Source organism: Cellulomonas sp. NTE-D12 (genome assembly GCF_027923705.1).
GTDB lineage: Bacteria > Actinomycetota > Actinomycetes > Actinomycetales > Cellulomonadaceae > Cellulomonas.
This window is the reverse complement of the sequence record NZ_AP026442.1, coordinates 3659794-3684286: the sequence shown is the minus strand read 5'-3', so window position 1 is coordinate 3684286 and position 24493 is coordinate 3659794. Positions and strand designations below refer to the sequence as shown.

Annotated in this window: 20 protein-coding genes and 2 tRNA genes; 11 read left to right on the top strand and 11 right to left on the bottom strand. The window is 71.3% G+C overall.

What is annotated here, in order from left to right:
• Nucleotides 1-320: 320 nt before the first annotated feature.
• From QMF98_RS16935 to rpmH, 8 genes are all read right to left on the bottom strand, one after another.
• Complete coding sequence (locus QMF98_RS16935; protein WP_337974070.1) at nucleotides 321-1610, bottom strand: ParB/RepB/Spo0J family partition protein; 1290 nt, start codon at nucleotides 1608-1610, stop codon at nucleotides 321-323.
• A complete protein-coding gene (locus tag QMF98_RS16930) occupies nucleotides 1607-2530 on the bottom strand; it encodes a ParA family protein (RefSeq protein ID WP_291760268.1) in 924 nt (307 codons plus the stop codon). The genes QMF98_RS16935 and QMF98_RS16930 overlap by 4 nt, the downstream gene beginning before the upstream one ends.
• Before the next feature lie 796 nt (nucleotides 2531-3326).
• Complete coding sequence (gene rsmG, locus QMF98_RS16925) at nucleotides 3327-3983, bottom strand: 16S rRNA (guanine(527)-N(7))-methyltransferase RsmG (RefSeq protein ID WP_337974069.1); 657 nt, start codon at nucleotides 3981-3983, stop codon at nucleotides 3327-3329.
• A 1841-nt stretch (nucleotides 3984-5824) separates the two neighbouring features.
• Nucleotides 5825-6343 carry a Jag family protein gene (locus QMF98_RS16920; RefSeq protein ID WP_337975665.1) on the bottom strand — a complete coding sequence of 173 codons (519 nt, stop codon included), beginning with the start codon at nucleotides 6341-6343 and terminating at the stop codon, nucleotides 5825-5827.
• Nucleotides 6344-6368: 25 nt separating this feature from the next.
• Nucleotides 6369-7613: a membrane protein insertase YidC gene (yidC, locus tag QMF98_RS16915; protein WP_337974068.1), complete on the bottom strand. Its 1245-nt coding sequence runs from the start codon at nucleotides 7611-7613 to the stop codon at nucleotides 6369-6371.
• A 20-nt stretch (nucleotides 7614-7633) separates the two neighbouring features.
• Nucleotides 7634-7906: a membrane protein insertion efficiency factor YidD gene (gene yidD / locus QMF98_RS16910; RefSeq protein ID WP_348773384.1), complete on the bottom strand. Its 273-nt coding sequence runs from the start codon at nucleotides 7904-7906 to the stop codon at nucleotides 7634-7636.
• 47 nt (nucleotides 7907-7953) lie between these two features.
• Nucleotides 7954-8319: a ribonuclease P protein component gene (gene rnpA, locus QMF98_RS16905; RefSeq protein WP_337974066.1), complete on the bottom strand. Its 366-nt coding sequence runs from the start codon at nucleotides 8317-8319 to the stop codon at nucleotides 7954-7956.
• A gap of 11 nt (nucleotides 8320-8330) precedes the next feature.
• Nucleotides 8331-8468 (bottom strand): 50S ribosomal protein L34, encoded by a 138-nt coding sequence (rpmH, locus tag QMF98_RS16900; protein ID WP_263730993.1) that lies wholly within the window; start codon nucleotides 8466-8468, stop codon nucleotides 8331-8333.
• A gap of 446 nt (nucleotides 8469-8914) precedes the next feature.
• Here rpmH and dnaA point away from each other — a divergent pair, with 446 nt between their 5' ends.
• The 11 genes from dnaA to QMF98_RS16845 all read left to right on the top strand — a co-directional run bounded on the left by dnaA (nucleotide 8915) and on the right by QMF98_RS16845 (nucleotide 21746).
• Nucleotides 8915-10417: a chromosomal replication initiator protein DnaA gene (gene dnaA, locus QMF98_RS16895; protein ID WP_337974065.1), complete on the top strand. Its 1503-nt coding sequence runs from the start codon at nucleotides 8915-8917 to the stop codon at nucleotides 10415-10417.
• A 757-nt stretch (nucleotides 10418-11174) separates the two neighbouring features.
• Nucleotides 11175-12305, top strand: a complete 1131-nt coding sequence (gene dnaN / locus QMF98_RS16890) for a DNA polymerase III subunit beta (protein WP_337974064.1) — start codon at nucleotides 11175-11177, stop codon at nucleotides 12303-12305.
• Between the two features lie 43 nt (nucleotides 12306-12348).
• Nucleotides 12349-13278 carry a phosphogluconate dehydrogenase (NAD(+)-dependent, decarboxylating) gene (gene gnd, locus QMF98_RS16885; protein WP_337974063.1) on the top strand — a complete coding sequence of 310 codons (930 nt, stop codon included), beginning with the start codon at nucleotides 12349-12351 and terminating at the stop codon, nucleotides 13276-13278.
• Nucleotides 13279-14517 carry a DNA replication/repair protein RecF gene (gene recF / locus QMF98_RS16880; RefSeq protein ID WP_337974062.1) on the top strand — a complete coding sequence of 413 codons (1239 nt, stop codon included), beginning with the start codon at nucleotides 13279-13281 and terminating at the stop codon, nucleotides 14515-14517.
• On the top strand, nucleotides 14507-15172 hold the full coding sequence (locus tag QMF98_RS16875; RefSeq protein ID WP_337974061.1) for a DciA family protein: 666 nt from the start codon (nucleotides 14507-14509) through the stop codon (nucleotides 15170-15172). Before recF ends, QMF98_RS16875 begins: the two co-directional genes overlap by 11 nt.
• Nucleotides 15173-15403: 231 nt before the next feature.
• Nucleotides 15404-17464, top strand: coding sequence for a DNA topoisomerase (ATP-hydrolyzing) subunit B (gene gyrB / locus QMF98_RS16870; RefSeq protein WP_337974060.1), 2061 nt, complete (start codon nucleotides 15404-15406; stop codon nucleotides 17462-17464).
• Nucleotides 17465-17534: 70 nt separating this feature from the next.
• Nucleotides 17535-20177: a DNA gyrase subunit A gene (gene gyrA, locus QMF98_RS16865; protein WP_337974059.1), complete on the top strand. Its 2643-nt coding sequence runs from the start codon at nucleotides 17535-17537 to the stop codon at nucleotides 20175-20177.
• A gap of 707 nt (nucleotides 20178-20884) precedes the next feature.
• Nucleotides 20885-21340 carry a DUF3566 domain-containing protein gene (locus QMF98_RS16860; protein WP_291760229.1) on the top strand — a complete coding sequence of 152 codons (456 nt, stop codon included), beginning with the start codon at nucleotides 20885-20887 and terminating at the stop codon, nucleotides 21338-21340.
• A gap of 88 nt (nucleotides 21341-21428) precedes the next feature.
• Nucleotides 21429-21502, top strand: a tRNA-Ile gene (locus QMF98_RS16855).
• Nucleotides 21503-21517: 15 nt separating this feature from the next.
• Entirely contained in the window at nucleotides 21518-21637 is a 120-nt protein-coding gene (locus QMF98_RS16850; protein ID WP_263731002.1) for a DLW-39 family protein, read from the top strand.
• Nucleotides 21638-21673: 36 nt separating this feature from the next.
• Nucleotides 21674-21746 (top strand) — tRNA-Ala (locus QMF98_RS16845).
• 46 nt (nucleotides 21747-21792) lie between these two features.
• Here QMF98_RS16845 and QMF98_RS16840 read toward each other — a convergent pair.
• The 3 genes from QMF98_RS16840 to QMF98_RS16830 form a co-directional block, all read right to left on the bottom strand.
• Entirely contained in the window at nucleotides 21793-21915 is a 123-nt protein-coding gene (locus tag QMF98_RS16840) for a hypothetical protein (RefSeq protein ID WP_337974058.1), read from the bottom strand.
• Nucleotides 21916-21979: 64 nt separating this feature from the next.
• Nucleotides 21980-23542: a sugar ABC transporter ATP-binding protein gene (locus tag QMF98_RS16835; RefSeq protein WP_337974057.1), complete on the bottom strand. Its 1563-nt coding sequence runs from the start codon at nucleotides 23540-23542 to the stop codon at nucleotides 21980-21982.
• A gap of 95 nt (nucleotides 23543-23637) precedes the next feature.
• The gene (locus QMF98_RS16830; protein ID WP_337974056.1) at nucleotides 23638-24420 is read right to left on the bottom strand and encodes a DeoR/GlpR family DNA-binding transcription regulator; all 783 of its coding nucleotides are present in this window, start codon (nucleotides 24418-24420) and stop codon (nucleotides 23638-23640) included.
• Nucleotides 24421-24493 lie beyond the last annotated feature (73 nt).

The following is a 24493-nucleotide window of genomic DNA, read 5'->3' as shown; positions in this document are numbered from 1 at the left end:
CCCGGCTCTCCCGCGTCCACCCGGCTCTCCCGCGTCCACCCGGCTCTCCCGCGTCCACCCGGCTCTCCCGCGTCCACCCGGCTCTCCCGCGCCCAACTACCCCTGCGCGCTCAGCGCGCGACCCCGCACCCAAGCAGCTATCTCAGCGTGCTGGCTGATATCGCACACCAGTTCGATGGTGGCTGCCGGCGCCTCGGCTCCGACGGCTCGGCGTGGGCTCGAGCCCCGGCACGGGGCCGCCCATGGCACGCCGGCGCGGGACGCGCCACGGTACGGGGCTACGCGGCGTTTGCCGACGCGATGCTGAGCGACCCTCCGCCTCAGCCGTGGAACAGGCCAGGATCCTCCGGGGCGAGGGTGTTCAGGATGCGGTTCAGGTCCTGGACGGAGGCGAACTCGACCGTCAGCCGTCCACGGCTCTTGCCGAGAGCGACCTTGACCCGCGTCTCGAACCGGTCGGAGAGGCGCGTCGCCAACGCGTCGAGCGCCTCGTTCCGCACCCCGGCCCGTGGCGCCGTGCGGCGCTTCGCCACGAGTCCGTCCCCGCCGAGCGCGACGATCTCCTCGACCGCGCGGACCGAGAGACCCTCGGCGACGATCCGCTGCGCGAGTCGCTCGATCGCTCCTCCGTCGGCCAGCCCCAGAAGTGCTCGCGCATGACCTGCCGACAGCACCCCGGCCGCGACCCGGCGCTGGACGAGCGGCGGCAGCTTGAGCAGACGCAGCGTGTTGGAGATCTGCGGCCGCGACCGGTGCAGGCGGGACGCCAGCTCGTCATGGGTGCACCCGAAGTCGTCGAGCAGCTGCTGGTAGGCCGCCGCCTCCTCGAGCGGGTTCAGCTGCGATCGGTGCAGGTTCTCCAGGAGGGCGTCCCGGAGCAGGTCCTCGTCGCCCGTCTCCCGGATGATCGCCGGGATCGCGTCGAGGCCGGCTGCGCCGGCCGCACGCCAGCGCCGCTCGCCCATGATCAGCTCGTAGCCGTCGCCCGCTCGCCGCACGACGACGGGCTGGAGCACACCGATCTCCCGGATAGAGCCCACCAGCTCGTCCAGGGCGTCCTCGTCGAACACCGTGCGCGGCTGCCGCGGGTTGGGCCGGATCTCGTCGAGCGGCAGCTCTGCGAACACGGCGCCCGGCACAGGCACCAGCTCGGTGCCCCCGCCCGCGCTGTCAGAGGCGGGCTCGCCGGATGCACGAGGAGCCGGTACGGCGGACAGCTCGCCGTGCAGCCCGTCGAACGCAGCAGCCGGCATGGACGGGCCAGCTGGCTCGACCGCCGCGCCCGATGGGTCCCGGTCGTCGTCCTCAGGGGTCGGCTCCGTGGCATCGCCGGCGCTCGCAGGCGCGGCCTCCGGAACATCGCTGACCGGTGCGTCGATCGCGCTCACGTCCGAGTCCGACGCCGCTTCGATCGCGTCGCCGTCCAGGGCCGCACCGTCCGGATCGATCGTCGCCACAACGGTGTCGCCGGGGCCGTCGGCGGCAGCCTGCGGGCGCGCATCCGGGAAGAAGACGTCGACCGGTCGCTCCCGGGTGGAGCGGGCGCCGTCCAGGCTCGTCGGGATCAGGGCACCAAGTCCTCGTCCCAGACCGCGTCGCTTCTCGCTCACCGTTCCTCCTCCTCGCCGGCCGCCATCGCCGGCATCCCCGTGCTGGAACCGTTCGTGGGAGCCGCCCCACGCTCCGCCACCTCGCGAGCCGCTTCGAGGTACGCGAGCGCTCCGGACGACCCGGCGTCGTACGTCATCACCGTCTGGCCGTAGCTGGGTGCCTCGGAGATGCGGACAGACCGGGGCACAGTGGTGCGCAGCGTCCGGTCCGGGAAGTGCTGACGCACCTCGGCGGCGACCTGCTGCGCCAGGTTGGTCCGGGCGTCGTACATGGTGAGCAGGATCGTGGAGACGTGCAGCGTCGGGTTCAGGTGCGCCTGGATCAGCTGGATCGTCTTGAGGAGCTGGCTCAGACCCTCGAGTGCGTAGTACTCGCACTGGATCGGGATGAGCACCTCTCTCGCGACGACGAAGGCGTTCACCGTCAACAGCCCGAGGCTCGGCGGGCAGTCAACCAGGACGTAGTCCACATCCGGGAGCCCGCTGGCCTGCCGCCAGCCCAGGTAACGGTCCAGGGCGGTGCGTAGGCGCGTCTCGCGCGCCACCATCGAGACGAGCTCGATCTCCGCCCCCGACAGGTCGATGGTCGCCGGCAGGCACCACAACCCGGGAATCTCCGGGCTCTCCTGAACGGCCTTCTCCATCGGGAGGTCCTCGATCAGCACCTCGTAGATCGACGGCGTGCCTGCGCGGTGCTCGACTCCCAGCGCCGTCGACGCGTTGCCCTGCGGGTCGTTGTCGAGCACCAGCACCGTCAGCCCGGACTGCGCCAGGGCAGCGGCCAGGTTCACCGCTGTGGTGGTCTTCCCGACACCACCCTTCTGGTTGGCAACGGTGATCACCCGCGTCGCTGCCGGTCGCGGGAACCTCCGCCCACGAAGCTCGATCCGCCGTCGTGCGTCCTCGTGGAGCTCCGCCATGAGCGGGGTGTCTGCCGAGACAGAAGGCAGGCTCTTCACGAGTGCTGCGCGCCGCTGCTCGTCGGACTCGGGCGCTGGTGCATCGACGTGTCGCTTCGCTGCAGGCTCGTCGGACCGTCGCGGCGACGCGGGCATGCGCTCGGACCAGACGGTGGCGGAACTGGATGAGGCCGTCGGACCGCCGGGCATGGGAGCGCTCGCCGGTGCCGGCGCGTCGGTGCCCGGCGCGGACGTCGCCGTGTCGACTGTCGCTGGCGTCTCCATGCCGGTGTTCAGCCCTCTCGTCGTGCTGCTGTCCCCCGCTTGCTGCGGCGGCTGGTCCGTGTGGCCTGGGGTCCTGGTTCCCTGCGGCGTTTCACGTGAAACCTCGGCCGGACCCTCGTGTCCGTACGCCGGGACGTCGGGTGGTGCCTCGACATCACGCGGGTCTGTCGCTGGTACGACGCCGATGGTTTCACGTGAAACAGGACCGGCGGACGGCGACACACTCGACTCGTCTGCGGCTGCGGAGCGGTGGTCGACTCGCGCGTCGATGGCCGGACCGTTCGCACCCGGGGCTGGTGTCGGCTCGGCGTCGCGGGCGGCCGGCGCGTCGGTTCGTGACTCGTGCTGGTGCATGGCGGCGCTGCGGCTGGGGTCTGCATCCACCCCTCGCCGATCCGTAGGCGGCTCGGAACGATCACCGTTGCGACGTTCGCCCTGCGGGCCGTTCGCGGCGCCCGGCGCGAGCCATGCCAAGGCATCCGGCGACGTGCTCATCGGCTCGGCGGGCACCGGGTCGGTCCGCCTCCGCTTCCTACCGAACACGCCGCGCCCCCGCTGCTCGCACTGCCCTCACGATGGTGGTCGGTTCCACGCCGTCGAGCAGCGACGAGGTGACGATCATCGGGTCTTCCCAGCCGAACCGCGCAGCACTCTCCCGCGCGGACACCATCTCGTCACCGGCGCGGGTTCCCTTGAGTGCCAGCAGCTGACCCCCGGGTACCACCAGCGGTGCCGCCCACCCGTAGAGCTTCTCGAGCGGTGCGACGGCCCGGGCTGTGAGCGCGTCGGCCCGCAGCCGGCCTGCGACCTCCTCGGCCCGTGCCCGCACGATGTCCACGTTCGGGAGCCCGAGCTCCGTGACCACGTGTTCCAGCCACGCGACCCTCCGGGCCATGGGCTCGAGGAGGGTGACGCGGACGGCGGGCACCATCGCGGCGATGACGACTCCCGGGAGACCGGCGCCACTTCCCAGGTCGATCAACGTGGCCACGCCACCGAGCTGATCGACCACCGCCCCTGAGTTCAGCAGGTGCCGCTCCCAGAGCCGCCCTGTCTCGCGCGGACCGATCAACCCACGAACAGGCCCCTCATCGACCAGGAGCCGGTGGAATCGCTGGACGGCCGGCCACGCCGAACCGAAGGCGTCGGCAAGTCGGGCGTCCCCGTCCAGCGGGTCGGTGAGTTCCACGTCCTGATCCGCGCCCACCCGCACCCCGCTCCACCCATCGCCGCCCGGGTCCAGCCGCCACGTTCGGCGACCGGACCGGCCCACGGTACCCGGTCGGCACCCCGAGCCGGTTCATCCGTCGCACCCCCCCACGCAGCCGATGGTCGGCCGTCTGTCCGATGAGCACACGACCCGGCGACCTGGCCCGTGTCTCTGCCGGCGTCGGTTTCACGTGAAACTTCGACGCCACGGCGATGACGCACTCGGGACCGACGTCTGCGCCCACCGAGCAACCTGCGCGGCGCCTGTGGTTCCAACCGTCACGCAGGAATTCACACGCCTTGGTCTGGGAGCTAGATGCCGTCACCGCCGGGCCGGGCTGCGTCGAGCGACGCTTGCTGTAGTCCGGCACTCACGACCGCGGGGCCCACCCGGACCCTGGTCGGTACTTCCCCCGTCACCCCAGGCACGCGGATCATCGGCTCACCGACCTGACCGGGGGGCGGCGCGCTCCAGCGGCCCCACCAGATCGAGTCGGCCCGGGCCGCATTGCTTCACGAAGAACCAGCACCACCCGGACGGCCGGCGGGACGGACGCGACGACCCAGGGGACCGAGCCCGTCACCACCCGACGACGCCGACCGCGCCCCAAGGGGAAGCAGGGCCCGGATCACGGTGCGGCGCTCCGAGAGCTCGCGTGCCGCGCGTCCCTACGCGAGCCGGCCTGGCGCTTGTCCCGGCGAAGGGCGCAACTGCCGCAACCAGGGAGTCGTCTTGCACGCAACGCCGGCGCCCTGGCGTTGGGCACTGCAGCCTGCGTTTCGCCGCGACGCGGTCGCACCAGCTCTCCCTTCCGCTCGAGCAAGCGGACGACAATCCGTCGAGGCGCCTCCAGGCCACCCTGCGGACGATGTGCGCGCTGGATGACGGCGACGGCGCGCGACACCCCGGCGTGCTGCGCTGAACGCCGTCTCATCGCCAAGCGCGCGGCGGGACCTCGGTCAGCGCCCGTCCGCACAAGAGCCCTCTCCGACCGACGCCCGTCACTGACTCCACCGCCTCGCACTCCCGGTCCCCGCGACACCCCCTGACAACCCGCCCTCGGGTGCCGCGGCGGCATCGCACAGCCTCCGAACCGGACCACGCCTCGCTTCGAGAGCCGCCGCCCCGCAAGCGAGTGGATGCTCCGGCGTCTGCAGCGCCGCTGGCTAGAGCAGGGAGACATCTGGATCGACGCGTGCGAACAACGACATGAGCCCGAGCAGGACCGTCGCGTCGCCGTGCAGTCCGGAGACACGACGGCCTCGCCTGGGCCCTCTGCCGCGCGCCGCACCCACGTGCGGCTACGTGTTCCGCTGTTTCACGTGAAACAGCGGCGTCCCGGTGACGACAGGAATGGTCCGCCGGCCCCGTCACCGGGTGCCGCGACACCCACGCACCTCCACCCCCGACCCCGCTCGAGCCCTCGCGATGGACCTAGCCAAGGGGGACTGGCCGGCCACAACCCGCCACGCCATCTGCCGCCCCGAACGCTCAGCGGCACAGTCCGCGGCGCGTCAACCGTCGACCTCGTCCCCGAAAAGGTGGCCGGCGTCGGTCCCGCAGCGATCGCACCGGACGGGAAAGTACCGTGGTCGCCTTCGCGTCACCCCTTGCCATCGGTCCCCGCGGGAAGCGAAACAGCCCATGCAGCCGCCGGCCACGGCACAGTCAGCCGAAACGGTCGGGGCAACGGTTAGCGGGACAGACAGCGGCGCGTCCACCGTTCTCGTCCATACCCAGCGCTCACACGCAGAGACCCTCGGTTTCACGTGAAACCGAGGGTCTCCGTCTCCCGCCACCGACCGGCGGCTGGACGTGCTCTACGCGGGCCGCACCACGACGAACCGGTTGGGCTCCTCGCCGTCCGAGTCGCTCAGCAGCCCTGCGGCGGCGACAGCGTCGTGCACCACCTTGCGCTCGAAGGGGTTCATCGGCTCCAACGCAACGGGTGCTCCGCTCGCGTGAACCCGGCCGATGGCCTCCTCGGCGATGGCGACGAGCTCGGCACGCCGACCGGCCCGGTAGCCGGCGATGTCCAGCATCAGCCGGCTGCGGTCGCCGGTCTTCGTCTGGACAGCCAGCCGCGTCAGCTCCTGCAACGCCTCGAGGACCTCGCCGTCCCGACCGACGAGCCGTCCGAGCGACCGGTCGGCACTGTCCTCGGCCACGATCTCCACCGCGGCGCGCCCGTGCTCCACGTCGATGTCGATGTCTCCACCGAGATCCGCGATGTCGAGCAGCTCCTCGAGGTAGTCGGCTGCGATCTCCCCCTCCTCCTCGAGGCGCTTGAGCTGGTCGGCCCCGCCGGACACGTCGGGTGTGGTCGTCACGTCGTTCATCGTCTCCTGTGCTCCAGCCACGTCGTCACATCTCCGGACGGGACGTCGTCGACCCGCCGTCAGACTTCTTCTTCCGCACCGGCTTGGCCGCCGCTCCACTCTCCGACGCCGCGTCCGTCCCACCCGCACCGGGCACGGTTCGAGCACCTGAGCTCCGCTTCTCCGGCTGCACGGCGCCATCGGCCGCCTGCTTGGACGCGACCTTTGGCGCCGGCGAGCTCTCGACGGCCGAGTCCGCGGTGGACGACGGGGCGCCCGACGCGGACGTGGCAGCGCCGGTCTGGGCCTCACCGGAGCCCGGACGAGCCTTCGCCCGGTCCTTGCGCTTCGGCTGCTGACGCTGACCGCTCAGCCGCGGCTTCTCATCCATCTCGAGCAGCGGGGCGGCGTCGGCCGCGCCGCCACCATGGTGAGCGGCTCGACGTGCCTGACGCTCCTTCAGCTGCGCCTCGGCCTGCGAGCCCGGCGCTGGCATCCGCCGGATCGTGTAGAACTGCTGGCCCATCGACCACAGGTTGGTGGTGGTCCAGTAGACGAGCACACCGATCGGGAAGTTGACGCCCGAGAACGCGAAGATCAGCGGCATCAGGTAGAGCAGCATCTTCTGCTGCTGCGCCATCGGACCTTCCAGCGCCGCCTTCGGCATGTTCTTCATCGTCAGCTGGCGCTGCGTGGTGAACGTCGTCAGGGCCATCGCGACGATCAGGATGATCGTCACCACCTGCACCTGCGTGTTCCCCGCCGCCCGCATGAAGGTGCCGGACAGGGGCGCACCGAAGACGGTCGCCGACTCAGCCTGCCGCGCGAGCTCCTGCGTCAGCGGGCCGATGTGCGTCTTGCCGCCTGCGTACTTACCCTGCGACAGCAGCGTGAGGGAGTTCAGCACCCGGAACAGGGCGAAGAAGATGGGGGACTGGGCCAGGATCGGCAGGCACGACGAGAACGGGTTCGTGTTGTGCTTGCGGTACAGCTCCATCGTCTCGCGACTCATCGCCTCGCGGGACGCGGGGTCCGTCTTGCCCTTGTACTTCTTCTGGATCGCCTGCATCTCGGGCTGGATCAGCTGCATCCCGCGGGACGCCTTGATCTGCCGCACGAACAGCGGGATCAGAGCTACCCGGATGACGATGACCAGGCCGACGATGGACAGCGTCCACGCCGCACCGCCGGACTCCTGCAGACCGAGGGCGGTGAACAGCTTGTGGAACTGCACCATGATCCACGCGACCGCGACCATGATCGGCCACAGCAGACCGTCGAACCAGTTCATGCGGTGGGTCTCCTCGAGACTCAGCGGGTGGCCGGGGCCACGTGATGGTGCCGGTGCCCGGCACCGGCAGGAGGAACGTCATCGACGCCGCCCGGGTTCCAGGGGTTGCACCGCAGCAGCCGGCGCGCGGCGAGCCAGCTGCCCCGCAGCGCGCCGTGACGGGTCACCGCGATGACGGCGTACTGGGAGCAGGACGGGTAGAACCGGCACGTCGGGGGACGCATCGGCGAGACGTAGAGCTGATAGAGCCGGAGCGCTCCGAGCAGCGCAGCCCGGGGGATGCCCGCGATCACTCGAAGCACGTGCCACGGCGACCACGGGACGCGAGATCCGGCGGCGGTCATGCCGCGGCCGCCCGACCAGCGCGGCGCACGGCCGTCCGGATCGCGCCGTCGAGATCGGCGCCCAGCTGCTCGTACGGCAGCCGAGCCGCCGGCGCCAGTGCCCGGACCACGACGGACGACCGCTGCGGCAGGGCGTCGAGACGAGTGCGCACCAGCTCACGCAACCGCCGCTTGACCCGGTTGCGCGTCACCGCGTTGCCCACCGCCTTGGACACGACGAGACCGACCACCGGGCTCGCAGGCCCGGGGTCGGTCTCGAACGTCAGGTGGACCACCAACGACTCGCGCCCGCCACGCGCACCCCTTCGCACCGCCCGCTCGAAGTCCGCGGAACGGCGCATCCGGTGCGCTGCTGGCAGCACCGGCGCAGCTGTCAGGCGGACAGCTCCGCACGGCCCTTGCGGCGCCGCGCGGAGAGGATGGCGCGCCCGGCGCGGGTACGCATCCGCAGGCGGAAGCCGTGGGTCTTCGCACGACGCCGGTTGTTCGGCTGGAAGGTGCGCTTGGTCACGTCGGTCTCCAAAGGGCATTCGGCGCGCGTGCCACGCGCACCAGGTGGTGGTGCAGGTCCGGTGCCGGGCTGGACGGCTCCGTGGTGTCGCGCCACGTGTGCGCGATGGCGTCTGGGCGCGCCAGCAGGAGCCTTCAGAAGGCTGGACCACGGTACGCCGGGGGCTGGATAAGGGTCAAATGGGCTCGGGCGCCCTGACTGTCGGGAGTGGTCCTGTCCAGTCGACACACCGACGACTCGCCGACCTCACCCTTTCAGACACTCCCACCACACCGGCGAACGGTTTAGCATCTGTGGTCGTCGCGCGGTCGAACGAACCGCCGTCATCGCCCCACGCACGCCTCGCGGCACACCCCTGCGCTTCGCACACAGGTGTGGACAACCGTGTGGACGGTGGCGTGCGTGCCAGACTCGGCGACCTTGGCGATCGAGTACGAGGGCGGGACGTGACACAGGACGACGAGCTGGCCGCAGTGTGGGGTCACGTGGTCGCGAACCTCGAGCAGAGCCCCGACATCACGCCTCGGCAGCTCGCCTTCGTCCGCCTCGCCCGTCCGCTCGCCCTCGTCGACGGCACCCTGCTCCTCGCCGTCGGCAACGAGCTGACCAAGGAGTACCTCGAGACCCGGGTGCGGGCCGAGGTGACCGACGCCCTCCGCGAGTCCCTCCAGCGCGAGGCCCGGTTCGCCATCACGGTCGACCCGTCCGTCGAGCAGGGCGCCTCGGGCTCCGGCGACGGACTCACCTCAGGTGCTGCGGTGACGGGTGCGGGCACCAGCGCATCCCTCACGTCGGACGGTCTCGGTCACGACGGCGTCGCACGCCCGCCGCTCACCGTCGTACCCCCGGCCCCTTCCCCCGTCGCCTCGGCGGACGACCGGCCCTCGGCGGCGCACCGCCGCCCGCCGGTGGAGCACGCGCGGCTTAACCCGAAGTACCTGTTCGAGACGTTCGTCATCGGGTCGTCCAACCGGTTCGCGCACGCGGCCGCGGTCGCCGTGGCCGAGGCGCCCGCCAAGGCCTACAACCCGTTGTTCATCTACGGCGGCTCGGGACTGGGCAAGACGCACCTGCTGCACGCGATCGGGCACTACGCGCAGAACCTCTACCCGGCCATCCGCGTGCGGTACGTGAACTCGGAGGAGTTCACCAACGACTTCATCAACTCGATCTCCGAGGGCAAGGCTGGCGCCTTCCAGCGCCGCTACCGGGAGGTCGACGTGCTCCTCGTCGACGACATCCAGTTCCTGCAGGGCAAGGAACAGACGATGGAGGAGTTCTTCCACACGTTCAACACCCTGCACAACGCGAACAAGCAGGTGGTGCTCACCTCCGACCTGCCGCCCAAGCAGCTCAACGGCTTCGAGGACCGCATGCGGTCCCGCTTCGAGTGGGGCCTGATCACCGACGTCCAGCCCCCGGACCTCGAGACGCGCATCGCGATCCTCCGCAAGAAGGCCGGGTCGGAACGCCTCCAGGCCCCGGACGACGTGCTCGAGTACATCGCGTCCAAGATCTCCAGCAACATCCGCGAGCTCGAGGGTGCGCTGATCCGCGTCACGGCGTTCGCCAACCTCAACCGCCAACCCGTGGACCTCACGGTCGCCGAGATCGTCCTGAAGGACCTCATCACAGACGACGACTCCGCGGAGATCACGGCCACCGCGGTGATCGGCCAGACGGCCGCCTACTTCGGACTGACCATCGAGGACATCTGCGGCTCCAGCCGCTCCCGGGTGCTGGTCACGGCGCGGCAGATCGCGATGTACCTCTGCCGTGAGCTGACCGACCTGTCCCTGCCGAAGATCGGCCAGGCGTTCGGTGGCCGCGACCACACGACGGTCATGCACGCCAACCGCAAGATCCGCGAGCTGATGGCTGAGCGACGGTCGATCTACAACCAGGTCACCGAGCTCACCAACCGCATCAAGCAGCAGAACCGCGGCTGACGGGACGATCGTCCCATCCGTTGTCCACAGGGTTGAGCCCAGGCTGGGGATAACCCTCGATGGCCGTCGACAAACGTCGCCCACCGCCGAGCCCGACCGTGACGCCACGCCCCTCGCGCCGCGCTGACCTGCAGCGACGCGTCGCCCATCCCACACTCCACAGCTGGCGTGCAGCCCCCGCCGGCACCACGAGCGCCCCGCCGGGAGTGCCTGCGGGCAGGCTCGAACAACCTTCATCCACTCCCTGAAACTTGCATGGGACGAATCGTCAACACCTGTGTACACACCTGTGGATGACGGTGGATGAGCTGCCGAATCGTGTGGACCGAATCAGACACAGCTGTGCGTCGCCGTGGACGACGAATCACACGTCCACCGACGTCCCCGACCGGCGCGCGTCACCCACAGGTCGCGTCCACACGCCGACGTGCCATGCGACCTGCGGCGAGACCACCTCGTCCACATCACCCACAGGTGCGATGACGATGACGACACTTCTTGTCATCCAGATCCGGTGCACACCAACGTCTGACAGGAACCAGCCCGACGCCGGCCGACCCGCGCCGTGACGGCTGCTGCACGCCGAGCCGCCCACACCCCCACCGTCCCTCGGTCGCGACCGGGGCGCCTCCTGTCCGGCTGACGGCCGTCGCGTAGTGTTCCGCTCAACCCGTGCCCCACCCCGACCGATGCACCGGCATGGTCGCGGCCCTACCGCGCACCGGGTGGCACGAGGTCCGACGACGAGGAGTGGCGCATGAGGTTCCGGGTCGACCGTGACGTCCTGGCGGACGCGGTGACGTGGACCGCGCGAAGCCTGCCGACCCGCCCTCCGGTCCCGGTGCTGGCCGGTGTTCGCATCGAGGCGGACACCACCGGCACCCTGCAGCTGTCGAGCTTCGACTACGAGGTCTCGGCCCGCTCCCAGATCCCTGCCGACGTCACCGAGGCCGGCACCGTGCTCGTCTCCGGCCGGCTGCTCGCCGAGATCTCCCGTGCGCTTCCCGCCAAGCCCGTCGACGTGGTGCTCGACGGCACGAAGGTGCAGGTCACATGCGGTGCGAGCCGCTTCACGCTGCTCACCATGCCGGTCGAGGACTACCCGACGCTGCCCGCGATGCCTCCCGTGGCAGGCGTCGTCGACGGCGAGGAGCTGACCCACGCGGTCGCCCAGGTGTCGGTCGCAGCCAGCCGTGACGACACGTTGCCGCTGCTCACGGGCGTGCGGATGGAGATCGACGGTGAGAAGGTCACGCTGCTCGCGACCGACCGCTACCGCCTCGCGCTCCGCGAGCTGTCGTGGAAGCCGGCGACGCCGGGGTACTCGAGCGTGGCCCTGGTCCGTGCGCGCACCCTGTCGGACGCCGCGAAGTCGCTCGGTGGATCCGGATCGGTCACCGTCGCGCTGTCGACGGGCGGCGGTGTCGACCTGATCGGCTTCGAGGCGGGCGGCCGGCACAGCACGTCGCTGCTGGTGGACGGGGACTACCCGGCGGTGCGCCGGCTGTTCCCGGACGAGACTCCCATCCACGCCGTGATCGACAAGCCGGCGCTGACCGAGGCCGCGAAGCGGGTGGCGCTGGTCGCCGAGCGCAACACCCCGATCCGGCTGAGCTTCACCGACGGTCAGGTGGTGCTCGAGGCAGGTCAGGGCGACGACGCGCAGGCGTCCGAGGCGCTCGAGGCCGTGCTGGTGGGCGAACCGATCTCGGTGGCGTTCAACCCGCAGTTCCTGCTCGACGGCCTGGGCGCGCTGGACTCGCCGTTCGTCCGGCTGTCGTTCACCCACCCGAACAAGCCGGTCGAGTTCACCGGGCAGGCGGAGCTGAACGGCGAGGACTCCCAGGCGTACCGCTACCTGCTGGTCCCCATCCGATTCGCCGGCTGACCGGCGTCTGCACCGGCACCGCGCGTAAGGCACAGTGGGGCCCATGCACATCGGGTTGGTGGGTCTGGGCAAGATGGGTGCCAACATGCGCGAGCGCCTGCGGCGCGGCGGCGTGGAGGTCACGGGGTACGACCGCAACCAGGACGTCAGCGACGTCCCGTCGCTGGAGGCGCTGGTCCAGGCGCTGCCGGCCGGCGAGCGGATCGTCTGGGTGATGGTGCCGAGCGGCCCGATCACCGACGCGGTGGTGCACCAGCTTGCCGAGCTGCTGACCGCCGGCGACACCGTCATCGACGGCGGCAACTCGTACTACCAGGACGACAAGCCGCACGCGGACCTGCTCGCCGAGCGCGGCATCGGCTTCCTCGATGCCGGTGTCTCCGGTGGGGTCTGGGGCCTGGAGAACGGGTACGGCCTCATGGTCGGCGGCGACACCGACCTGGTGGCCAGGGCGATGCCGGTGTTCGACGCCCTCCGGCCCGAGGGCCCGCGGGCCGAGAGCTTCGTGCACGCCGGCGCCGTCGGCGCGGGGCACTTCTCGAAGATGGTGCACAACGGCGTCGAGTACGGCCTGATGCAGGCCTACGCCGAGGGGTACGAGCTGCTCGCGGCGAAGGACCTGGTCACAGACGTCCACGGGACCATCAAGGCCTGGACCCGAGGCACCGTCGTGCGCTCCTGGCTGCTGGACCTGCTGGTCGCGGCGCTGGAGCAGGACCCGGGCCTGGACAAGATCGACGACTGGGTCGAGGACTCCGGCGAGGGCCGGTGGACCGTCGACGAGGCGATCGAGCTCGCCGTGCCGGCCCCCGTGATCGCCGCGTCGCTGTTCGCACGGTTCGCCTCGCGACAGGAGGAGTCGCCGGCGCTCAAGGCCGTCGCCGCCCTGCGCCAGCAGTTCGGCGGCCACGCGGTCCGCGCCGCCAGTGCCGACACCGTCACACCGACGGCACCGCCCTCGTCCGAGGCCTGAGTGTTCGTCTCGCACCTGTCGCTGACCGACTTCCGCTCCTACGCCACCGTCGAGCTGCCGCTCGAGCCCGGTGTGACGGCGCTGGTCGGGCCCAACGGTCAGGGCAAGACGAACCTCGTCGAGGCGATCGGCTACGTCGCGACGCTGTCCAGCCACCGCGTGCCGACGGATGCGGCGCTGGTCCGGTCCGGTGCGCAGCGTGCCGTGGTGCGGACGCGCGTGGTCCGCGACGGCCGCGCCACCACCGTCGAGCTCGAGATCACCCCCGGTCGGGCGAACCGCGCACGGGTCAACGGCGGCTCGCCGGTCCGGGCACGCGACGTGCTCGGCATCCTGCGCACCGTGCAGTTCGCACCGGAGGACCTGTCGCTGGTCAAGGGCGACCCCGACGGTCGACGCCGGTTCCTCGACGAGCTGCTTGTCCAGCTCAGCCCGCGGATGGCGGCGGTGGTCGCCGAGTACGAGCGGGTGCTGCGGCAGCGGTCGGCGCTGCTGAAGTCCGCCGGCGCCGCGCTGCGCTCGTCCCGCGGGGCCGACCTGCGGACGCTCGACGTGTGGGACGGGAAGCTCGCCGAGACGGGCGCACGGATCACGGTGGCGCGCCGGAGGCTGGTGGGCGCCCTCGCCGGACCCGTCGCGGCGGCGTACGAGCAGGTCAGCGCGGGGCAGGGCGCGGCGCGGATCGTCTATCGCTCGTCGCTGCAGAACCTCGCGGCGACCGGTGGGCCGGAACGGGCCTCGGTGGACACCCCGGACCCGATGGGGGCCGACGACCAGCAGTCGGACCAGCCGGCGCAGGCGCACCTCGTCGAGGCGCAGCTGCTCGAGGCGATGGGTCGGCTGCGCAGCAAGGAGATCGAGCGCGGCGTCAGCCTGGTCGGACCGCACCGCGACGAGCTGGTGCTGACCCTCGGGGAGCTCCCGGCAAAGGGGTACGCGAGCCACGGCGAGTCGTGGTCGTTCGCGCTCGCCCTGCGGCTGGGGTCCGCCTCGCTGCTGCGCACGGGCATCCACGACGACGAGGGCTGGTCGGCGGACTGGGGTCCGGACGGCGACCCGGTGCTGGTGCTGGACGACGTGTTCGCCGAGCTCGACTCGCGCCGTCGTGACCGTCTCGCGGAGCTGGTCGCACCCGCGGGCCAGGTGCTCATCACTGCTGCGGTCCCCGGCGACGTGCCCGAGGCACTGTCCGGGGGGCGGGTCGACGTGATGGGTGGCGAGGTCGCCCGTGTCCTCTGACACGTCGGACCGGGACGGACCGTCCCCCCAGCGCCGGGCCCCGGCGCCGTCCCAGGCGACCGGCCGACGCCGGGCGGCCTCCACGGGGTCGCGGTCGACGGCGCCCGCCGCCGCACCGGCCGACGGTGCGTCCGACGGTCCGTCCGACGCAGCTGCGACCTGGACGCCGACCCCCCCGGCCGAGGTCGCCCGCCGCGCGCTGGCCCGAGCCGTCCAGGCCGCCCGCGCCCGTGGTGTCCGCCCAGGTCAGCGCTCTCGCCCTCCGCTCATCGCTCCGCCCACCGCCGCCGGCCCGGACGGCCGTGACCCGCAGCCGCTCGGGCGCCTCGTCGGCCGGCTGGTCAACGAGCACGGCTGGCAGGGCGGGCTGGTCGCCGGCCAGCTGCAGAACCGGTGGGCGGAGCTGGTCGGGCCGATGGTGGCCGAGAACCTGCGGTTCGTGTCGTTCGAGGCGGGGCTGCTCGTCGCGCAGGCGTCGTCGACGTCCTGGCGCACCCAGCTGGTGGGCATGGAGCAGGAGCTGCTCCGGGCCTTCGCCGCACGGCTCGGTGAGGACGTCGTGCTCGAGGTCCGGGTGCTCGGTCCCAGCACGCCGACGTTCAACAGGGGCCCGCGAACGGTGCGTGGCCGGGGTGCGCGCGACACCTGGGGCTGACACCGAGGCGGCCCCTCGACCCGCCCACAAGACCGCTGCCGCGACCGTGTGGGGCCCGTCCGCCCCGGCGACCGGGTTCGAAGGCGTCCAGAGGGTAGACTGAGAGGGTCTTTCTGGCGCGTTCCGTGCCGGTCCTGAGACGAGAACTCCAACACCGTGGACTGATCCGCCCTGTCCGTCGCCGGGCGGCGCGCTCCGCGGCGTGTGAAACCTTGAGGAGACGCGCCGCCCGTGGCTGACGAGACCACCCCGCAGGATCAGGACGGCACCACGAACGACCCGGCCCCCCGGCGCCCGGAAGGGAACGGGGGGTACGACGCCAGCGCGATCACCGTCCTCGAGGGTCTCGAGGCGGTCCGCAAGCGTCCCGGCATGTACATCGGCTCCACCGGTGAGCGCGGCCTGCACCACCTGGTGTACGAGGTGGTGGACAACTCGGTCGACGAGGCGCTGGCCGGTTACGCCACCGACATCCAGGTGACGATCCTGCCGGACGGCGGTGTCCGGGTGGTCGACGACGGCCGCGGCATCCCCGTCGGCATCGTCGAGTCCGAGGGCAAGCCGGCGGTCGAGGTGGTGCTGACCGTGCTGCACGCCGGTGGCAAGTTCGGCGGTGGCGGCTACGCGGTGTCCGGCGGCCTGCACGGCGTGGGCGTCTCCGTGGTGAACGCGCTGTCCACGCGGGTGGAGGTGGAGGTCCGCACGCAGGGCTTCGTCTGGCGCCAGTCGTACCTGCGCGGCGCACCGGTCGCCCCCCTGGAGAAGGGCGAGCCGACCGACGTGACGGGCACGACCGTGACGTTCTGGGCGGACGACGAGATCTTCGAGACCACGGACTACGACTTCGAGACCCTCCGGTCACGGTTCCAGCAGATGGCCTTCCTCAACAAGGGCCTGCGGCTCTCGCTCACGGACGAGCGCGCCCAGCACCAGGACGCAGACGACGAGGTGGCGGGCGGGGCGGACACCGACGAGGCGAAGGCTGCCAGCCACACGGTCTCGTACCGGTACGAGGGCGGCCTGATCGACTACGTCAAGCACCTCAACGCAGCCAAGAAGTACGAGGCGGTGCACCCCGAGGTCATCGACTTCGAGGCGGAGGACACCGAGCGGCGCATCTCCGTGGAGATCGCCATGCAGTGGACCGGTGCCTACAGCGAGTCGGTGCACACCTACGCGAACACGATCTCCACCACCGAGGGCGGCACGCACGAGGAGGGCTTCCGTGCGGCGATGACGTCCCTGATCAACAGGTACGCACGCGACAAGGGCCTGCTCAAGGACAAGGACGACAACCTCACCGGCGACGACATCCGCGAGGGCCTGACCGCGGTGGTCTCCGTCAAGCTCGGCGAGCCGCAGTTCGAGGGCCAGACGAAGACGAAGCTGGGCAACACCGAGGCCAAGACCTTCGTGCAGCGCGTGGTCAACGAGCGGCTGGGCGACTGGCTCGACTCCCACCCGTCCGACGCGCGGGACATCATCCGCAAGTCGATCCAGGCCTCGGCCGCCCGTATGGCGGCGCGCAAGGCCCGTGAGGCGACCCGCCGCAAGGGTCTGCTCGAGTCGAACTCGATGCCGGGCAAGCTCAAGGACTGCCAGTCGAACAACCCCGCCGAGTGCGAGGTGTTCATCGTCGAGGGGGACTCCGCCGGCGGTTCGGCCGTCCGCGGCCGCAACCCGCGGACGCAGGCGATCCTCCCCATCCGCGGCAAGATCCTCAACGTCGAGCGTGCGCGGCTGGACCGCGCCCTGGGCAACCAGGAGGTGCAGTCGCTGATCACGGCGTTCGGCACCGGCATCGGCGAGGACTTCGACGTCTCCAAGCTCCGGTACCACAAGATCGTGCTGATGGCGGATGCGGACGTCGACGGCCAGCACATCCGCACGCTGCTGCTCACGCTCCTGTTCCGGTACATGCCCGAGCTGATCAAGCAGGGCCACGTGTACATGGCGCAGCCGCCGCTGTACCGGATCAAGTGGACCAACGCCGAGCACGACTACGTCTACTCCGACCGGGAGCGGGACGTGATGCTCGCCGACGGGCAGGCGAGCGGCAAGCGGCTGCCCAAGGAGAACGCGATCCAGCGCTACAAGGGTCTCGGCGAGATGGACTACTCGGAGCTGTGGGAGACGACGATGTCGCCCGAGCACCGGACGTTGCTGCAGGTCACGCTGGACGAAGCCGCCGCGGCGGACGAGACGTTCACCGTGCTGATGGGCGAGGACGTCGAGTCGCGTCGCTCGTTCATCCAGCGCAACGCCAAGGACGTGCGGTTCCTCGACATCTAGGCGGCCGGACCGGCGGGGGCGAGCGCCCCCGGCGTGCACCGCGGCAGCCGCACGACGGACGAAGGGCATCATGAGCGAGACAACCGGTCCCGACGGGATCGAGCACGGCCGCATCGACCAGGTCGACCTGCAGCTGGAGATGCAGCGGTCGTACCTGGACTACGCCATGGCGGTCATCGTCGGGCGTGCGCTGCCGGACGTGCGTGACGGCCTGAAGCCGGTGCACCGCCGAGTGCTCTACGCGATGTACGACGGCGGCTACCGGCCGGACCGGCAGTTCTCCAAGTGCAGCCGCGTCGTCGGCGACGTGATGGGCAAGTTCCACCCGCACGGCGACACGGCGATCTACGACGCGCTGGTCCGCCTGGTGCAGGACTGGTCGATGCGGTACCCGCTGGTCGCCGGCCAGGGCAACTTCGGCTCCCCGGGCGACGACCCCGCCGCGGCCCCGCGGTACACCGAGTGCAAGATGGCCCCGCTCGCCATGGAGATGGTGCGGGACATCGACGAGGACGCCGTCGACTTCGGCGACAACTACGACGGCCGCACCCAGGAGCCGCTGGTCCTGCCCAGCCGCTTCCCGAACCTCCTGGTCAACGGCTCGGCCGGCATCGCCGTCGGCATGGCGACCAACATCCCGCCGCACAACCTGCGCGAGGTCGCGGCCGGGGTGCAGTGGCACCTGGACCACCCGGACGCCACGCGTGAAGAGCTGCTCGCGGCGCTGCTCGGGCTGATCAAGGGTCCGGACTTCCCCACGGGCGCGACCATCCTGGGCCACAAGGCGATCGAGGAGGCGTACCGCACCGGCCGGGGCTCGATCACCATGCGTGCGGTGGTGGAGGTCGAGGAGATCCAGGGCCGGCAGTGCCTGGTGGTCACCGAGCTGCCGTACCAGGTGAACCCCGACTCGCTGGCGAAGAAGATCGCCGAGCTGGTGCGGGAGAACCGGGTGGGCGGCATCGCCGACATCCGCGACGAGACGTCGGGGCGCACCGGCCAGCGGCTGGTGATCGTCCTCAAGCGCGACGCCGTCGCCAAGGTGGTGCTGAACAACCTCTACAAGCACACGCAGCTGCAGGACACCTTCGGCGCCAACATGCTGGCGCTGGTCGACGGCGTCCCCCGGACGCTCAGCATCGACGCCTTCATCCGCCACTGGACGACGCACCAGCTGGACGTCGTCGTCCGGCGGACCCGGCACCGGCTCGCGGAGGCCGAGCGCCAGATCCACATCTACCGCGGGTACCTCAAGGCACTCGACCAGATGGACGCCGTGATCGCCCTGATCAGGGCGTCGTCGAGCGCCGAGGCCGCCCGTGACGGCCTGATGGAGCTGCTCGAGATCGACGAGGAGCAGGCGACCGCGATCCTGCGGATGCAGCTGCGCCAGCTGGCCGCCCTGGAGCGGCAGCAGATCCTCGACCGGTACGCCGAGCTCGAGGCGAAGATCGCCGAGTACAACTCGATCCTGTCCTCGCAGCAGCGGCAGCGGGACATCGTCTCGACCGAGCTCGGGGAGATCGTCGACAAGTACGGCGACGAGCGCCGCACGCGCATCCTGCCCTTCGACGGCGAGGTCTCGGTGGAGGACCTCATCGCCGAGGAGGAGATGGTGGTCACCATCACCCGCGGCGGCTACGCCAAGCGGACGCGCAGCGACAACTACCGGGCGCAGCGCCGCGGCGGCAAGGGCGTGCGCGGCGCGCAGCTGCGCGAGGACGACATCGTCGACCACTTCTTCGTCACGACGACGCACCACTGGCTGCTGTTCTTCACCAACCTCGGCCGCGTCTACCGGGCCAAGGCGTACGAGCTGCCCGAGGGCGGTCGTGACGCCAAGGGTCAGCACGTCGCCAACCTGCTGGCGTTCCAGCCGGACGAGCGCATCGCCCAGGTGCTCGACCTGCGTGACTACGGCCAGGCGGAGTACCTGGTGCTGGCCACGCAGCGCGGGCTGGTGAAGAAGACGGTGCTGTCCGAGTACGACTCCAACCGTTCGGGTGGCGTGATCGCCATCAACCTGCGCGAGGACGAGGACGGGAACCCGGACGCGCTGGTGTCGGCGCGGCTGGTGAACGCCGACCAGGACCTGATCCTGGTGTCGCGCAAGGGTCAGTCCGTGCGGTTCACGGCGTCCGACGAGGCGCTGCGTCCGATGGGACGGGCGACGAGCGGCGTCACCGGCATGAAGTTCCGGGGCGACGACGAGCTGCTGGCGATGGACGTCGTCCGGGAGGACGCCTACCTGTTCACGGTCACCGAGGGCGGTATCGCCAAGCGGACCGCGCTCACGGTCGAGAACTACCGGCAGCAGGGCCGTGGCGGCCTCGGCATCAAGGTGGCCAACCTGCCGGAGGCCAACGGCGACCTGGTCGGTGCCCTGGTGACGGACGCCGACGACGAGGTCCTGGTGATCATGGAGCGCGGCAAGGTGGTCCGGTCGGCCACCTCCGAGGTGCACGCGACCGGTCGCAGCACCCAGGGCGTCATCTTTGCCAAGCCCGATGCCGGTGACCGGATCATCGCCGTCGCCCGGAACACGGAGCGGCACCTCGGCGAGGATGCCGGTAGCGTGGGTCCGGACAACGGCCGCGGACCGGACGGATCAGACCTGCCGGACAGCACCGCCGTGGCCATCGGACCCAACCCGGGACCCGTGTCGGACGGTGCCCAGCCACCGGCCGACGGTGAGCCCGCGGAGGACGCATGACCGACGCCCCACCGCCTTCGATCCCGCCGCGCAAGCGACCGTCCCCTGCAGGTCAGGGCGACGTCCGGACTGTCGGGGGGGTACCGGGCCAGGGCGGGCCGGCCGACGACACCATGCGCGTCGAGACCGGTGCGCGGGCGTCGGCTGTCGTGCCCGGCACGACGGACGGTGGCCTGCCGGCGAGCGTGCCTCCGACCCGGACGCCGCGGCCCGTGACGCGGCCGGTCAGCGGCGAGACCGCCCGACCGGCCGGCAAGCGCGGGTCCCGCACCAACCCGCGCACCACGCGGGTCACCGGACCGGTCAGCCAGGACCCGGCCTCCGTCGCGTCGGTGACGGACGGCGGCCTGGCGGCGTCGGCTCCGGTGTCCGGAGCGGACGCACCCGAACGGCGTCAGGCCGCGACGGACGCGCACCCCCCCGCCGGAGCGGAGGCACGGTCCCCGCAGGACGGCGGCCCCGTGACGGCCACCGCCGGGGCTTCCGCGGTCGGCGTCGCCGCCTCTGCCGCTCGTCCGAAGGAGGGCGCCGCACCTCCCGAGGCCGATGCCACGACGGGCCCGCGGGACGAGGCAGCCTCGCCGTCGCCGCTGCTGGAGGCCGTCGACCGTTCGACCGTCTGGCTGAAGAAGACGGCGGGTGTCGCTGGTGCGGGCTTGAGCGCCGCGTACGCTTCGTTGACACGCCCTCGGCCCCAGGAAGAGCCCATGACCGCCAACCCGACCGCTCCCGCCGCGTCCGCGCGGCCGGCACCGGTACCCCCGCCGCACCCGGTGTCCGGGCGCGCGCCTGCACCGGGCGCACCTCGGCGGGTACGGCTGGCGATCTCCCGGCTGGACCCGTGGTCGGTGATGAAGCTGTCGCTGCTGCTGTCCTTCGCGCTCGGCATCATCCTGGTGGTGGCGACCGCGGTGGTGTGGCTCACGCTCGACGGTCTGCACGTGTTCGCCAGCATCAACGACCTGGTCAAGCAGGTGGTCGGCCCGGAGAGCGCCGTCAACGTCACCGACGTGATCAGCTTCCGGAAGGTGATCTCCGGCGCGACTCTCGTCGCGGTGATCGACGTCTTCCTGCTGACGGCGATGTCCACCATCGGCGCGTTCCTCTACAACATCGTGGCGGCGCTGGTGGGCGGCGTGCACGTCACGATGACGGACGAGTAGCCGCGGCGCCGTCGCGTTTTGGGCCGGGAAGCGTCGCTGGGGTAGTCTCGACCGGCGCGCGCAGCCCGGCTCCCGGTCACCGCGCCCGGGGCCTATAGCTCAGACGGTTAGAGCGCTTCCCTGATAAGGAAGAGGTCACAGGTTCAAGTCCTGTTAGGCCCACTCGAGGAGGTACCGATGAAGAAGCTGCTGGTCCTCGCCGCCGCTGCCGCCGTCGGCTACGTCGTCTACCAGAGGTACGTGCAGGACCGCGACGAGCGGGACCTGTGGGCCGAGGTCACCGACACCTTCGAGTGACCCGCCGCTCCGGACCGTGACCGGTCCGGTTCCCCGGGGGCCATGGCGCAATTGGTAGCGCACCTGCTTTGCAAGCAGGGGGTTACGGGTTCGAGTCCCGTTGGCTCCACTCCGAGCCCCTCCTCCGTCCCGGACGAGGGGCTTCGTCGCGCCGCTCAGACGCCGTGCGTCCCGGCCAGGGCGTCCAGCACGAGGTACGAGATCACGGCGAGGGCCGCGACGGCGAGGACGAGCCATGGCCACCAAGGCCGTCGAGCGGAAGCATGTGCGCGGCTCATGGCTGACCGCCTCTCGATCGTCCGGTCGGTGCACCCAGTCAAGCACCGGTGCGCAGCCACGGCCTCACTCGGCCGGCCGCTCCCCGGGTTCGCCGGCGATGGCGTGGATCAGGTCCTCCTCGGTGAGGCGGTCACCACCGAGCACGTCCGTGACCTTGCCCTCCCGCAGCACGACGATCCGGTCCGAGCCGTCGATCAGCTCCTCGGTCTCCGACGAGATGAGGAGCACCGCCAGACCGTCCGCCGCCAGGGCGTCGATGGCCACCCGCACCTCGATCTTGGCGCCGACGTCGATGCCGCGCGTCGGCTCGTCGAGGATCAGCACCTTCGGGTCGAGGCACAGGAGGCGCGCCAGCAGCACCTTCTGCTGGTTGCCGCCGGACAGCGTGCCGACCTTCTGGTCGGGGCTGGACGCCTGGATCTTCAGCTGCTTCATGAACCCGTCGACGATGGCGTCGATGCGGCCGTTCGAGATCAGGCCGGCTCGGGACAGTCGCGGCAGGGCGCCGAGGATGATGTTGTCGCGGATCGACAGGTTGGGCAGGATCCCCTCGAGCTTGCGGTCCTCCGGCAGCAGCGCGACACCGGCCGCGATGGACGCCCCCGGTGAGCCGGTGCGGATGGGCTCACCGTCGACCGTGACCGTGCCGGAGTCGATCCGCTGCGCACCGAGCACCGCCATGCCGGTCTCGCTGCGGCCGGCACCGAGCAGCCCGCCGAGGCCGACGATCTCGCCGGGACGCACCGTGAACGAGACGCCGTCGAGCACGCCGCGCCGCGTCAGCCCGTCGACCGTCAGCACCGGCTCCGTCAGCACCTCGTCGTCGAGCCCGTCGTTCGGCTCCGCCTCGGAACGGCGGCGCGTCTCGGCGAGCAGCTCGCGGCCGAGCATCGCCGCGACCAGCTGCAGCCGGGGCAGCTCCGCGAGGGGGCCGGTGTGCACCAGCCGCCCGTCCCGCAGCACCGTGACGGTGTCGCAGATGCGGTACAGCTCGTCGAGCCGGTGGCTCACGTAGAGCACCGCCGCGCCGTCGGACGCCAGGCGGTCGATCGCGGCGAACAGGGTCTCGACCTCACGGGCCTCGAGCGACGACGTCGGCTCGTCCATGATCACCACATCGGCACGCGCGGCGACGGCGCGCGCCACGGCGACCATCTGCTGGGTGCCGAGACCGAGGGAACCGAGCGGCGCCTCGACGTCGGCATCGACGCCGTAGCGCTGCAGCACCTCGCGCGCCTGGGCGTTCATGGCCCGGAAGTCGATCAGGCCGAGGCGGGTGCGAGGCTCGCGGCCGAGGAACAGGTTGCGCGCGGCGGTGAGCGTGGGGACCAGGTTCACCTCCTGGTAGATCGTGCTGATGCCCGCGGCCTGTGCCGCACCCGGGCTGCGGAACGTCGCCGGCCGGCCGTGGTGGAGCACCTGGCCGGCGTCCGGCGGGTAGACGCCGGTGAGCACCTTGATCAGCGTGGACTTGCCGGCGCCGTTCTCCCCGACCAGGGCGTGGACCTCCCCGCGGCGCAGCACCAGGTCGACGTCCTGCAGCGCCGTCACGCCGGGGAACGACTTGGTGACGGCGCGCGCCTCGAGGACGGTGGACGAGGCCGGTTCAGGGGCAGAGGCGGGCACGGCGGGCGCCTCCTTCCCCACGTCGGGCGTGCTGGCGCCCCACACTAGGCGACCACCGTCCGGATGGGGTTCCCCGGTGGTGGACCTCAGGGTGGTCACCCGTCGTCCCGCGTGCCGGCGACGTGCACCTGGACGCCGACCGCACGCAGGGTGGCGAGGGTGCCGGCGTCGGCACCGTCGTCCGTGACGACGTGCGCGATGCGGTCGATCGGCACGCTCTGGAACGGCGCGTCGGTTCCGAGCTTCGTGTGGTCGGCGAGGACCACCACCTCCTGCGCGGCGTCGGCGACGGCCCGGTCGACACCGGCCTCCGCGAGGTCGGAGGTCGACAGTCCCCAGCCCGCGGTCAGCCCGTCGCCGGAGAGGAACGCGCGGCGGACGCGCAGGTCGGCGAACGACTGCTCGGCACCACTGCCGACCAGGCCGTACGTGGCACCGCGCAGCGAGCCGCCCGTCATCACCACCGACACGCCGCGGGCCTGGCCGAGCACCTCGCCGACCAGCAAGGAGTTGGTCACCACCGTGAGCTCCGAGGCGTCGACCAGGGTCGCGGCCAGCTGCTGGGCGGTGGTCCCTGCGCCGATCGCCACGGCGTCTCCGTCGTGCACCAAGGTGGCCGCCAGCCGCGCGATCGCCACCTGCTCCGGCCGGGCGGCCGGGTCGGCGCCCTCGGTCGACAGGTTTCCCGCCCCGGGGTCCTGCAACGCCGCCGCGCCGCCGCGGTGCCGGGCGATCAGCCCCTGCTGCTCGAGCGCGCGCAGGTCCCGACGGATGGTGACCTCGGAGGCGTCGACCGCCCGGGCCAGCTCGCGCAGGTCGGCGGTGCCATGACGGCGCACGTGCTCGAGGATCCGGCGCCGCCGCTCCGTCGCGAACACGGGCTCACGGTACTGGACGGGATCGGTGCTGCTGTCAGATCGCGGCCGGAACGGTCGCGCACCGATCCCGTCC